Genomic DNA, 12,560 nt, shown 5'->3' on the forward strand with positions numbered 1-12,560 from the left:
GTAAGAATTGTTAATAACTTTGAGTCATATGAATGCGTGTTAAGGGATATCAATACTGGATAACCCTTAAAGCAACCATTTATATCAGCGACCAGGATACCCGATAGCGATGAACAACTTAGCCTTTACCCTCAAGCGCATTCGTTTCGACGAAAACTATAATCCTTCGAAAAATACGCGGGCGACGACTAACTTCGCTAATTTAGCGCGCGGCGAAAAACGTCAGGAAAATCTGCATAACGCCCTGGCGATGATCGACAATCGTTTTAACGCGCTGGCGCACTGGGACAATCCAAAAAGCGATCGCTATTCTGTTGAACTTGAGATTATTTCTGCTGAGCTGAATCTTCGTCCTGAAAGCAACGACGAGCTGTTCCCGGCGATTGAAATTCTGAAAACGCATATCGTGGATCATCAAACCGGTCAGCGCATTGAAGGGATTGTCGGCAATAACTTCTCATCCTATGTGCGTGATTATGATTTCAGCGTCGTGCTGGCAGAACACAATAAAGGCCAGACAGAATTCAGTCTGCCGGATGATTTTGGTCAGCTGCACGGCAACATTTTTAAAAGCTTCGTCAACTCAGCCGCCTATAAAGAAAGCTTCAGTAAATCGCCGGTTATCTGCCTGAGCGTGTCGAGCAAAAACACCTACGTGCGCACCGGTAATCATCATCCGGTACTGGGCATCGAATATCAGCAGGATGCGCCTTCACTGACTGACTTTTACTTCGGAAAAATGGGTCTGAAAGTGCGTTTCTTTATGCCGCAGGGCAGTGTCGCGCCTCTGGCCTTCTACTTCCATGGCGACCTGCTCAGCGATTACAGCAATCTTGAGCTGATCAGCACCATCAGTACCATGGAGACGTTCCAGAAGATCTATCGCCCGGAAATTTATAACGCGAATTCTGCAGCCGGACAGTGCTATCAGCCCACGCTGCAGCATCAGGATTATTCATTAACCCGCATTGTTTACGATCGCGAAGAGCGCAGCCGCCTGGCCGTCGAGCAGGGTAAGTTTACTGAGGCGCATTTCATTAAGCCTAATCAGACACTTCTGGCGCTTTGGTCTGCTGAATTCGTTCTTTGATTAATTAAAAATAGAAGGTCACCTGCTATGAAAACCTTATTACCGACATCCACTGCTGGCAGCCTGCCTAAACCTTCCTGGATTGCGCAGCCAGAGGTGCTCTGGTCACCCTGGAAATTGCAGGATGACGAGTTAGTTGACGGCAAAAGAGATGCGCTGCGTCTGTGTCTGGACGATCAGGTTCGCGCCGGTATTGATATCGTCAGTGATGGCGAGCAGACCCGTCAGCACTTCGTGACGACGTTTATTGAACACCTCAGCGGCGTGGATTTCGAAAAGCGTGAAGTGGTCCGCATCCGTAATCGTTACGACGCAAGCGTCCCGACCGTGGTGGGTGAAGTCTCACGTCAGAAGCCCGTGTTTGTTGAAGATGCGAAAATTCTGCGCAAGCTGACCGATCGTCCTATCAAGTGGGCGTTGCCGGGTCCGATGACCATGATCGATACCCTTTATGATAATCACTACAAAAGTCGCGAAAAGCTGGCCTGGGAATTCGCAAAAATCCTGAATCAGGAAGCCAAAGAGTTAGAAGCAGCGGGCGTGGATATCATTCAGTTTGATGAGCCTGCGTTTAACGTCTTCTTCGATGAGGTGAATGACTGGGGTATTGCTGCGTTAGAGCGTGCCATCGAAGGTCTGAAGTGTGAAACCGCCGTTCACATCTGCTATGGCTACGGCATTAAGGCGAATACCGACTGGAAGAAAACGCTGGGTACAGAGTGGCGTCAGTATGAGGAGGTGTTCCCAAAACTGCAGCGTTCGGCTATCGATATCGTTTCACTGGAGTGTCAGAACTCGCGCGTTCCGATGGACCTGATCGAGCTGATTCGCGGTAAAAAAGTGATGGTGGGTGCTATCGACGTGGCAACTCATGAAATTGAGACGCCTGAAGCAGTGGCAGACACGCTGCGCAAAGCGCTGCAGTTTGTTGATGCTGAAAATCTGTATCCTTCGACCAACTGCGGCATGATCCCGCTGCCGCGTCAGGTAGCTAACGGCAAACTGCATGCGTTGAGTGCGGGCGCAGAGATTGTCCGCAGAGAGATTCTGGGAAAATAATCTTTTCCTGAGCAGGTACAGTCCGGCTGGCGATGTGATTGTTGTGCGATCAAAAGCCGGACTGAGTATTCGTTTGTGTGCTTAACGTTGGCTTGCATAAAGAGACCTGCCAGCATTGATAAAAGCGCCATGACTCATCTTCTTTAGATTCATTCTTCCCGCCATCCCCATTTCAAAAAAACTTCCGTCCTGTACTTCTGTCAACTGTGCCATGTTATAGGTGAGATCTGAGATGTACCGGCATGCTCAGGCTAATCTGACGACAGACGTTATTAATAAATCATCAGGTAGAAGGATCGAAGATGAACAGCGTATTTGAATGGCGCAATGGCTCATATCTCATCAGCACCGACAAAGAAAAAACAGACCTCAAGGCTATCCATCAGTATCTGACGCGTTCAACCTGGGCGTCAGGCATTGATATTAATACTGTCGCCATGTCGATAGAGAACAGCCTGACGTTTGGCGTCTTTGATGATGAGTCACAAATAGGGTTTGCCCGGCTCATCACGGATTATGCGACCTTCGCTTACCTGTGTGATGTTTATATTCTGGAGGAGTATCAGGGGAAGGGGCTGAGCAGATGGCTGATGGAGTCTGTTCATGACCATCCGGTTTTCATAAAACTTCGCAGAATCCTGCTGTGTACCACTACGGCTCCCTGGCTGTATGAAAAGCTGGGTTATGAACCCGTTAACCGGGAAAACTACATCTGGACGATTACGCGGCCGGATATCTATGCCACTAAATAACTCAGACGGGTCGCAGGACGATCACCGCATATCGACACGGCTTACTGGTGTTATTTCTGAAGACACAATCAGCCGGATCGCCCAGTTCCAGACAGTCACCAGCCGCCATTTCGTACGTGATGGACCCCGCGTCAAACGTCAATGACCCTTCCAGTACCCATATCAGCTGACGTCTTGAAATATAGGAAATCGCTGGCATCGGCACAGCGGTATTGGCCGGCAGCTCGACACTGACCAGATCGACCGGCATCTCACCCGGTGAAACGTGACGGCGCAGATAGCCGGTTTCAGGATCCTGCCATACCGGCTGGTTTTCATGCCTGACCAGCGTGCCGGTTTGCACCTCGGTCTGGGCCAGCAGTTGCGAGATGCTCATGTCAAAAGATCCCGAGAGGCGCGCTAACAGGACCGCCGTCGGGCTGCTCTCTCCACGCTCAATTTTGTGAATCATTGCCCGCGAAACACCGGAGTGATCGGCCAGCTCAGTCAGTGACCAGCCGCGTTTCTCTCTCTCTTCTTTGACCTTCTGTCCAATCCGGATATTCAGGTTGTCTTCTTTACTGGACATTTCATCTGGCATAATGGATAACTATCATAGTGTACGTTTCATCTACTTTAGTGAATGAGCAAAGGGGTGTCTACCATGATTATTCGTGCGGCTGTTGAAAGCGATGCTGATGTGATTGCTGAGATTTATAACGATGCTGTGCTTAACACCACGGCCATCTGGAATGAAAGCCAGGTCGATGTGGCTAATCGCATCGCATGGATACACAGTCGCCAGCAGGCGGGTTTTCCTGTGATTGTGGCCGCTGACGATGAAGATAGCGTGCTGGGATATGCTTCATACGGTGACTGGCGCCCCTGGGATGGATACCGTCACACCGTTGAACATTCTGTCTATGTTCATAAAAACGCGCGCGGACAAGGCATAGGTGATGCTCTGATGCGGACGTTAATCCAGCTTGCCTGTGAGGGCAAAAAACACGTGATGGTGGCGGGCATTGAATCGGAAAACAGGGCATCCATTATGCTGCATAAAAAGCTGGGTTTCGCTGAAGCGGGCACCATGAAAGAGGTCGGTAATAAATTTGGGCGCTGGCTGGATCTGACATTTATGCAGTTGCGACTGGATGACCGCAGTCATCCCTGATTATCAGCGCCTGTAAGTAAATGCGCTTGGGGTGGCAAACAGCCTCAGGCAGCTGAACGGCAGCGTGTGAATGAATTGTAAATTCATACGCCTGCCGATATAACAGAGTGATAATCCTCACCGCAGAGAAAATCATGGCGCTTTCACACGAGTTAATCCTGATCTTCACCACCTATTTTGTTGCCACGGCGAGTCCCGGCCCGAGCAATATGGCCATTATGGGTACGGCAATGAAAAAGGGCAGAGGGGCGGCACTGGCGCTGGCTGCGGGTGTGGTGAGTGGGTCGATGATTTGGGCGCTGCTGGCCGCCTGCGGTGTATTGACCGTGCTGGCAACCTTCGCACAGTTGCTGATTGCGTTAAAAATCGGTGGAGGGCTATATCTGCTCTGGCTGGCGTTTAAAGCGGGCAAATCTGCGTTACGCCGCACGGAAGCCAGTGACTTTACCGCCAGCGATGAACGGGTCGCCTATGGCAGGCTTTTCCGTCAGGGGATCCTGATGCATATCGGCAATCCCAAAGCGATTCTCACCTGGGTGGCGATTATGTCATTTGCGCTGAAGCCAGAGGGAACGGCTTCGACGCTACCGATCATTCTCTGTGGCTGTGCAGCGATTTGCGTCTTTGTGTTCGGCGGTTATGCTCTGCTGTTCTCAACTGCCGTGATGAGCGCCTTTTACCGCCGGATTCGTCGCGGACTCGATGCGTTGTTAGCCTGTTGCTTTGGACTGGCAGGGCTGAAACTGTTATTCAGCCGCAGCTAAATGCGGTTATTTGAGATTGAAAGCCGCTCCTGTTTGAATTTTTTAAATGACCAGGCAATCCCGGAATCCCTCCCTAAAAGGCGATCAAATGAAAGGCGCATGTCTGTGTGAAGCCGTGACTTTTGAAATAGCAGTGACACCCGAACGCTTTTATCGTTGCCACTGCTCACTTTGCAGAAAGCAAAGCGGAACCGGCTATAACCTTGCGACGCTGGTGAAGGAGGCTGACTTTAACTGGCTATCCGGTGAAAGCCAGATCGCTTCGTGGCGTAAACCGACAGGTTATCGCAACGATTTTTGTTCCCGCTGTGGCTCGACCGTGCCAAACCTGTTACGTGGCAAACCTTATATCTGGATCCCGGTGGGTTTATTGAATGACTCTGCTGATATGCAATGCATCGGGGATTACTGTACTGATGACGCCATGCCCTGGGACACGACCCGTTCAGAGACAAATCATGCCGGGCCCGTCGGAGCGCTGAACGATCTTCTGGCGAGCTTAAAGCTCGTTGATTAATCGCCGTTGCGCGGGTTACTGATTTTTTAGCTCCAGGCCCCAGTATTCCAGACAGGCTTTAACATCACCTGAAGACTGAAGCAGAATTTTTGGCAGTGTGACCTGGTCGTATAGCTTCTTATGGCGCTGCCGATTATTTGGGGCAGTGAGGATAATATATTTCAGCATCTCCAGGGTCATATGCTCTTTGCGCTTGCCGAGACCGCCAATTCGCGGTGTGGATGAGTAACATCTGCGAATATACCGAAGCAGCGCTACTGGCACTTTTACATCCAAAAGAATCAATCCTGTGGCGCGAGCGAGTCGCGCTTCAATGCATTTCGTGTAATTCCCATCCATTACCCATTTTTCCTGACTCACCGCGTCAGCGTGCAGGCGGAGAAACTCTGCCGGTGCTCTGGGAATCCATTGACTTCCCGGAAGATGGTGAAGTGTATCCAGATAAACGGCGGGTAAGGCTGTTTTGCGGGAAATAGCATCAGCTAAGGTCGATTTGCCGCTGTTCGACGGACCCATAATACAAATGCGCGGTCCGAGCGCGTCTAAAGAAAGTGCATTAATCACAACGTTTCCTCTGAATTTCCCTGTCAGGATGCGCTGATATGCTGGGGGCCAGCTTAAGATATCTGAACCCATGATGAAATAAAGTCATGTCGTCCTACCTTAAACCTTAAAAAGTTGCCTGAATCACGGATTGAATTTATCCCCGTAAAGATGAGTTACATCCTGCCGATTAATTGTTCAACCAAACAAACCGTAGAGGGCATTATGGGGTTAATCAGTGGCGTTACCACAGACGTGGCAAGAGGATATTCAGCCACGCTCATCACACCAAATACAGTATCGGACAGCATTAAAGAGAGCCTGACTGAAAAAGCGTTACCCGCCAGTGTGGTGGTCATCTCCCCCGAGGCAAGAGCGCGCCTGTTACAGGCCAGGGATGAACCCCTCTCAGCTGAGCAACAGGAAAAAAATCTCAAGGCACTGGCAGAGTTAAAGTCATCCGATCAGGGGGCGTCCGTTAACCTCGGCTATGCCCTGTTCAACGATCCCAACACCAGCTGGGATGCCAGCACATTTAAGCCACTTCTGAGTATGACGGCTGACAATACCCAGAGCTCGATGGATGACTTCGCCGCTGCCTTACATCAGGTACTGGCTGAAGGGCAGGTGGGGCGTAATCAGTACGATAACAGCGATACCTCTGAAGCCATGTCACTGACCCTGACTCAGTCTAAGCTGCATACTCTGATTGAAAAATATGTCTCCGGATCCCATCAGCAAAAGGCGACTCGCATCACCGATCAGATGATAAACGTCAAAGTGGCTATTCGAAACAGCGCGATGTTGTCGGGCGCTCAGGATATGCTGACGCTGGCGATGAATTATGGCACCCGTGATATGCAGGATAGTGCACGTGATAATCTTAAAGCATTTGAAAACGGTACCGCACGGCCTCAGGTTGAGCTGAACGGCATGATGAAAGCCATGAACTCGGGCAGTGATATGAATACTGTATTCAGCGCCTTTGCGGCTATCATTCGTGCCACGCCCAACCCCGGCAATGCTGCACAACCGTCTATAGATGGTGCGTTGAAGCAGCTGAATGTCTATCGCCAGCAATGGCAGGCGTTCACTGAAAAATACGCTTCTTAATGTTCTGATGATCCTGCAGCTGGCCTGAGTGTGACGTCTGCAGGATTACCCCTCTGATAAACGATCCCCGAACAGAAAGCACGGATTACACATTTACAAATTTAAATGTGTAAATATAATGGCGCCTCTTAAACACCAGAGGACTTACTGTTATGCCGTCACTTTTTACCCCCCTGAACCTGGGCGATCTTAAACTTCGCAACCGCATTGTCCTGCCGCCGCTGACGCGCTGCCGCAGTGAACAGCCGGGCAACATTCCCGGCGAGTTGATGGTGGAGTATTACCGCCAGCGTGCCAGCGCGGGACTGATGGTCACCGAAGGCACCCAGATTGAGCCTCGCGGGCAGGGTTATGCATGGACGCCGGGGATCCACAGCGAGGCGCAGATCGCGGGCTGGAAAAAGGTCACGGAGGCGGTACATCAGGAAGGCGCCACGATTTTCTGCCAGCTCTGGCATGTTGGCCGCGTATCTCATAATGAACTTCAGCCAGGCAAGCAGCCACCGGTAGCGCCTTCAGCCATCGCAGCCGACAACGTCCGGGTGTTTATTGAAACCGGGCCAGGCGCGGGGATACTGACTGCACCCAGCGAGCCTCGGGCACTGACCACAGAAGAAGTGAAAGAGATTGTGGCGCTGTACAAACGCGCAGCGGAGAACGCCAAAGCCGCCGGTTTCGACGGCGTGGAACTGCACTCCGCCAACGGCTATCTGATTAACCAGTTTATTTCAGAACATACCAACTTCCGTAAGGATGAATATGGTGGCTCAGCAGAGAATCGTCTGCGCTTCCTGCGTGAAGTCGTTGAGGCCGTCAGCTCGGTGTTTGGCAGCCATCGCGTGGGCGTCCGGTTTGCACCGCTGTTTTCCAGTACCGATGAAGAGCGCGTCTATCTTGGCCTGGTTGAAAGCGATCCCCACGCGACCTACATCCGTGCCGCAAAGCTGCTGAATGAACTTGAAGTTGGCTATCTCTCAATTGCTGAAGCGGACTGGGATAATAGCCCGGACATGCCAGAGAGTTTCCGCGTTGCGCTGCGGGAAACATTCCGGTCTCCGATCATCTATTCAGGTCGCTATACGGCAGAAAAAGCGCAGCATGTGCTGGAAAAAGGCTGGGGCGATCTGTTTGGTTTTGGCCGATCATTCATCGCCAATCCCGATCTGCCCGCGCGCATTCAATCAGGCTATCCGCTGAATGAGGTCGATAACGCCTCCCTGTATGGCGGTACTGAGAAAGGCTATACTGACTATCCTGTTTTTCAATCCTGATATTTTGTGAGGCGGCATGTCCCCCGAAAATGCCCTGAAGTTACTGTCCAACCCGACCAGAGTGGCAGTGCTGAAGTGGCTTAAAAATCCTGATGAAGCGTTTGCGGGCTATACCCAGCTCTATCCCTTCGATCAGTATGGCGTCTGTGCCAGCCTCATACAGGACAAGGCGGGCTTATCACAGCCCGCCACATCGTTATGCCTGAAAGCCCTTCACAGTGCAGGTCTGGTCGAAGCCAGCAAAGTGGGAAAATGGACCTATTATCGTCGCGCCGAACCGCGCATTCGTGAAATCACTGGTGCGGTGACGCAATCACTTAAGGCGCTTTAAAAGCGACAGCATTCAGGATAGTGTAGATTCCAGCCCCCTCCTGTTGAGGGTGACGCTTCCCGTATTCTTAACTCAGGATCAGAAAATGTTTATGTCAGTTCTGTCTTTCACCACCGTCACCACCACCGCGCTCAGCGGCGGCGTGGGCGACTTTGTGACTGGCACCTGACACAACAGATTCCCACTCCCCGCCGAACCGGACGGGGACCTGTTCTCCGTTCTTAAAACTGAATGGAGCCAGGTCATGATGACATCTGAAAGTGCACTTTTAATCATCGATATGCAGCAGGGCCTTTTTCATGGTCCAGCGGCGCCTTTCGCCGCAGACAGCATTCTGTCGACTATCACTCTGCTTATCACCAAAGCACGGCAGTCTGATGTGCCCATCTTTTTTGCCCGCCATATCGGGCCTGATCATTCCCCCTTCAACGAACAAAGCCCGCTGACTCGCCTCATCCCGGAATTGCAGGTTAACCCGCAGGCAGATATCGTCTTCACAAAACGATATCCCAGCTGTTTCAGAGAGACCGGCCTGCACCATCAGCTCAGGCAAAGAGGCGTTAAACAACTGGTGATAGCCGGGATGAAAACGGAGTTCTGTGTTGATACGACCTGTCGCGCCGCACCGGAACTGGGTTTTAACGTCGTGCTGATTTCCGATGCGCATACCACCGTCGATAATCCGCATCTCTCTGCGGAGAAGATTATTGGTCATCATAATCAGACACTGGCGGGACCCTTTGTGACGCTGGCAACCGCCGCTGACTGGTCGTCCGGGTCGGCCCTTTAATGCCGATATTCATGTGCTGCACTTCGCCCGCGGCTTGACGAAGCCGCCCGCTTAACTTACAACTAAACGCGTCAGGGGAGTCTCGCCAGAGAGACTGAGAGGCTAATAGCGCATCGCGCGGCTTAGCGACCCTTAGAACCTGACCCAGTTGATACTGGCGTAGGAAGACGGGTATCGCATCAGATACTTGCCGCAGGAGCGCGTTCGCGATGCTTCTGCCTTTTCCCTCTGTATCACGGGTCATCGTTAACTGATAACGAGGCCAAAGTGAAATATCTTATCCTGAATCTCTCTGTTCCTGTCCGGTGGCTACCATGAGCCGCTGGTCGGTGCTCGGCAGCGGCGTGGCCGGGCTGTGCGTCGCCACACTGCTTGTGGAGCGCGGAGAAACTGTCGAAATCATTACGCAGCCAGACTGTCGCGCGGCCTCCCACTGGGCGGGCGGCATGCTTGCGCCCTGGTGCGAAGCGGAAAGCGCGCCTCAGCAGGTGATCGAATGGGGTCAGCACGCTGCGGGCTGGTGGGCGCAACGCGTTGATGGCGTGGTGCAGCAGGGCACGCTGGTGGTAGCGCCGCCGCGTGACAGCCGCGAGCTGACGCGCTTCGCCAGCATGACCCTGAAGCATCAGTGGGTCGCACCGGGTGACATCGAACCGGCGCTGGAAAATCGCTTTGCCCGCGGCCTGTTTTTTGCGGCTGAGGCGCATCTCGATCCCCGCCGCGCCCTGCAGCAACTGCGCGACAAACTGCAGCAGGCTGGCGTCCCTTTTCACAGCGGTAACCCCACCGGCAAAATCATCGACTGTCGTGGCATCCATGCCATTGACCAGCAGCCCGCCTTGCGTGCTGTGCGGGGTGAGATGCTGATCCTGCAGACGTCCGACGTTCAGCTCTCCCGTCCTGTCCGGCTGCTGCACCCCCGCTTTCCCTGCTATCTGGTGCCGCGCGCAGGCGGGCACTTCATGCTGGGTGCCACGATGGTCGAAAGCCATGACAGCAGCCCGATCAGTGCCAGGGCGATGATGGAGCTGCTCAGTGCCGCTTATAGCCTGCATCCGGCGCTGGCCGAAGCGCGGATCGTGGAGAGCGGCACCGGCCTGCGTCCCGCTTACCGACAGAACCTGCCTGAAGTCCGCTATGAAAATGGCCGTTTCTCGTTAAACGGGCTTTACCGTCACGGCTTTTTACTGGCACCGATTATGGCTGAAAAACTCATGCTGCAACTTACTCAGGAGATGACTCATGCGAGTTCAACTTAATGGACGCCCGATTGAAACCGATGCAGAGACGCTGGCAGAGCTAATGGCGGAGCAGCAGATCGACCCGCGCACCGTCGCCACCGCGCTGAACGGTGAGTTTGTGCCGCGCAGCCTTTATGCCAGCCAGCAGCTTGAGGCGGGCAGTCAGCTGGAAATTCTGTCACCGATGCAGGGGGGTTAATCATGTTCTATCACTTTACGCCGCAATCCCGCTTTCTGCTCGGTACCGCCGGCTATCCCTCACCGGACATCCTGCATCAGGCGATCGACGCATCAGGCGCGGAGATCATTACCGTCAGCCTGCGCCGGGAAGGCAGTGAGGGCGGTGCTTTTCGCACGCTGCTGCAACAGCTTAACAAACGCATTCTGCCGAATACCGCAGGCTGCCACACGGTAAAGGAGGCGGTGACGACGGCGCAGATGGCGCGCGAACTGTTCGACACGCCGTGGATTAAGCTTGAGGTGATTGGTCATGCCGACACGCTGCAGCCGGATCCATTTGCGCTGGTTGAAGCCGCGAGGATCCTCTGCGCTGACGGCTTCCAGGTGTTTCCTTACACCACCGAAGATCTGATTGTCGGCGAGAAACTGCTGGAAGCGGGTTGCGAAGTCCTGATGCCCTGGGGTGCGCCGATTGGTTCCGGTCAGGGGCTGCGCAATATCGAAGGGCTGCGCACGATGCGTGCGTGGTTTAAAGATGTGCCGCTGATTGTCGATGCCGGTATCGGCTCGCCAGCCCAGGCGGCGCAGGCGATGGAGATGGGTTTCGACGGCGTGCTGCTAAACACGGCGGTGGCAAAAGCGCGCGATCCGGTGCGGATGGCCGGGGCGTTTGCTGCGGCAATCCATGGCGGGCACGAGGCGTTTCAGGCGGGATTGATGGAGCAGCGCGACATGGCGTCTGCCTCAACGCCCATTTTTGGTCTGGCACAGTTCTGAGGAGTGGCGATGGAGCGTTATCAGCGACAGACCATGTTGCCGGAGATTGGCGACGCGGGGCAGCAGCGGCTGATCGGGGCGCGGGTGCTGGTGGTGGGCGCGGGCGGCCTTAGCGCAACGCTGCTGCCGTTACTGGCAGGGGCGGGTGTCGGGTTCATCCGTCTTTACGATGGCGATCGGGTCGAGCTGCATAACCTTCACCGGCAGACGCTGTTTGGCGTCGATGATGTGGGTCAGCCCAAGGCAATCTGCGCGCAGCGCGCGCTGGCTCAGCGAAATCCTGACTGCCACGTCGAGGCGCATGCACACTCGCTGAGCGCCAGTCAGCTGCCGCAGGCGCTGGAGGGAATCGATCTGGTGGTGGATGCGGCGGATAATTTCGCCATTACTTATCAGCTCTCGGACGCCTGCTATCCGCGCGGCCTGCCGCTGATCTGCGCGTCGGTGCTGGGGCGCAAAGGCTATGTCGGTGGATTCTGCGGCGGTGCGCCCGGCTATCGCGCGCTGTTCCCGCAGCTGCCCGCGTCGTCGGGTAACTGCAACACGGCTGGCGTGATGGGACCTGCGGTGGCCACGCTGGGCGCCATGCAGGCGCAGATGGCGCTGAGCGTATTACTGAAGCTGACGCCATCGCCGCTCGGCTGCATGATTCACTGCGACTTTGTGGACTGGCATGTGCGGCAGTTTCGCTTCGACGACGCGCCCGAACCGGACGCGCCAGGCACGCCGTTTATCGATCTGCCAATGCTGACGGGGGACGATTGCATAGTCGAATTGCGCAGCGTGGAGGAGGCAGCGGTCAGTGTGGCCAGTCAGGTATTACGGATTCTGCCGCAACAGATAGCGGCCTGGCAGCCGCCATGCGATCGGCGCGTGGTGCTGGTGTGCGCCAGCGGTATGCGCGCGGCCCAGGCGGCTGAGAACCTTACCGCGCGGGGAATCACGCGGCTGGCGCTGATGGCGGCAAACACGCTGTAAG

Annotated in this window: 16 protein-coding genes and 1 riboswitch; of the genes, 14 read left to right on the forward strand and 2 right to left on the reverse strand. The window is 54.2% G+C overall.

Translation table 11 applies throughout. From position 1 onward, the window contains the following. Positions 1–109: 109 nt before the first annotated feature. The 3 genes from PU624_RS02285 to PU624_RS02295 all read left to right on the forward strand — a co-directional run bounded on the left by PU624_RS02285 (position 110) and on the right by PU624_RS02295 (position 2,901). Positions 110–1,090 carry a DUF1852 domain-containing protein gene (locus PU624_RS02285; protein WP_283544679.1) on the forward strand — a complete coding sequence of 327 codons (981 nt, stop codon included), beginning with the start codon at positions 110–112 and terminating at the stop codon, positions 1,088–1,090. Positions 1,091–1,117: 27 nt separating this feature from the next. Continuing rightward, the gene (locus tag PU624_RS02290; protein ID WP_283544680.1) at positions 1,118–2,149 is read left to right on the forward strand and encodes a methionine synthase; all 1,032 of its coding nucleotides are present in this window, start codon (positions 1,118–1,120) and stop codon (positions 2,147–2,149) included. 302 nt (positions 2,150–2,451) lie between these two features. Then, entirely contained in the window at positions 2,452–2,901 is a 450-nt protein-coding gene (locus tag PU624_RS02295; RefSeq protein WP_283544681.1) for a GNAT family N-acetyltransferase, read from the forward strand. A 1-nt stretch (position 2,902) separates the two neighbouring features. Here the strand turns inward: PU624_RS02295 and PU624_RS02300 are convergent, their stop codons facing one another. Then, complete coding sequence (locus PU624_RS02300; protein ID WP_283544682.1) at positions 2,903–3,481, reverse strand: helix-turn-helix domain-containing protein; 579 nt, start codon at positions 3,479–3,481, stop codon at positions 2,903–2,905. Positions 3,482–3,544: 63 nt separating this feature from the next. Between PU624_RS02300 and PU624_RS02305 the strand changes: the two genes are divergently transcribed. The 3 genes from PU624_RS02305 to PU624_RS02315 all read left to right on the forward strand — a co-directional run bounded on the left by PU624_RS02305 (position 3,545) and on the right by PU624_RS02315 (position 5,335). After that, positions 3,545–4,054, forward strand: a complete 510-nt coding sequence (locus PU624_RS02305; RefSeq protein ID WP_283545152.1) for a GNAT family N-acetyltransferase — start codon at positions 3,545–3,547, stop codon at positions 4,052–4,054. Positions 4,055–4,188: 134 nt separating this feature from the next. After that, a complete protein-coding gene (locus PU624_RS02310; RefSeq protein ID WP_283544683.1) occupies positions 4,189–4,818 on the forward strand; it encodes a LysE family translocator in 630 nt (209 codons plus the stop codon). Between the two features lie 88 nt (positions 4,819–4,906). Then, positions 4,907–5,335, forward strand: a complete 429-nt coding sequence (locus PU624_RS02315; protein WP_283544684.1) for a GFA family protein — start codon at positions 4,907–4,909, stop codon at positions 5,333–5,335. Between the two features lie 15 nt (positions 5,336–5,350). Here the strand turns inward: PU624_RS02315 and PU624_RS02320 are convergent, their stop codons facing one another. Further along, complete coding sequence (locus PU624_RS02320) at positions 5,351–5,896, reverse strand: P-loop NTPase family protein (protein WP_283545153.1); 546 nt, start codon at positions 5,894–5,896, stop codon at positions 5,351–5,353. A 207-nt stretch (positions 5,897–6,103) separates the two neighbouring features. Here PU624_RS02320 and PU624_RS02325 point away from each other — a divergent pair, with 207 nt between their 5' ends. The 8 genes from PU624_RS02325 (at position 6,104) to PU624_RS02360 (ending at position 12,559) form a co-directional block, all read left to right on the forward strand. Next, positions 6,104–6,991, forward strand: coding sequence for a hypothetical protein (locus tag PU624_RS02325; protein ID WP_283544685.1), 888 nt, complete (start codon positions 6,104–6,106; stop codon positions 6,989–6,991). A gap of 152 nt (positions 6,992–7,143) precedes the next feature. Next, positions 7,144–8,262: an alkene reductase gene (locus PU624_RS02330; protein ID WP_283544686.1), complete on the forward strand. Its 1,119-nt coding sequence runs from the start codon at positions 7,144–7,146 to the stop codon at positions 8,260–8,262. Positions 8,263–8,278: 16 nt separating this feature from the next. Continuing rightward, entirely contained in the window at positions 8,279–8,593 is a 315-nt protein-coding gene (locus PU624_RS02335) for an ArsR/SmtB family transcription factor (RefSeq protein ID WP_283544687.1), read from the forward strand. A gap of 244 nt (positions 8,594–8,837) precedes the next feature. After that, on the forward strand, positions 8,838–9,383 hold the full coding sequence (locus PU624_RS02340) for a cysteine hydrolase family protein (protein ID WP_283544688.1): 546 nt from the start codon (positions 8,838–8,840) through the stop codon (positions 9,381–9,383). A gap of 63 nt (positions 9,384–9,446) precedes the next feature. Beyond that, a riboswitch (TPP riboswitch) is annotated at positions 9,447–9,566 on the forward strand. A 131-nt stretch (positions 9,567–9,697) separates the two neighbouring features. Beyond that, entirely contained in the window at positions 9,698–10,642 is a 945-nt protein-coding gene (locus PU624_RS02345) for an FAD-dependent oxidoreductase (RefSeq protein WP_283544689.1), read from the forward strand. Further along, positions 10,626–10,823: a sulfur carrier protein ThiS gene (thiS, locus tag PU624_RS02350; protein WP_283544690.1), complete on the forward strand. Its 198-nt coding sequence runs from the start codon at positions 10,626–10,628 to the stop codon at positions 10,821–10,823. Before PU624_RS02345 ends, thiS begins: the two co-directional genes overlap by 17 nt. A gap of 2 nt (positions 10,824–10,825) precedes the next feature. Further along, positions 10,826–11,581 (forward strand): thiazole synthase, encoded by a 756-nt coding sequence (locus PU624_RS02355; protein ID WP_283544691.1) that lies wholly within the window; start codon positions 10,826–10,828, stop codon positions 11,579–11,581. Between the two features lie 9 nt (positions 11,582–11,590). Then, positions 11,591–12,559 (forward strand): HesA/MoeB/ThiF family protein, encoded by a 969-nt coding sequence (locus PU624_RS02360; RefSeq protein ID WP_283544692.1) that lies wholly within the window; start codon positions 11,591–11,593, stop codon positions 12,557–12,559. The last annotated feature ends 1 nt before the right edge of the window (position 12,560 follow it).

The sequence above is a fragment of the Pantoea sp. Lij88 genome, from assembly GCF_030062155.1.
Classification (GTDB): Bacteria; Pseudomonadota; Gammaproteobacteria; order Enterobacterales; family Enterobacteriaceae; genus Pantoea.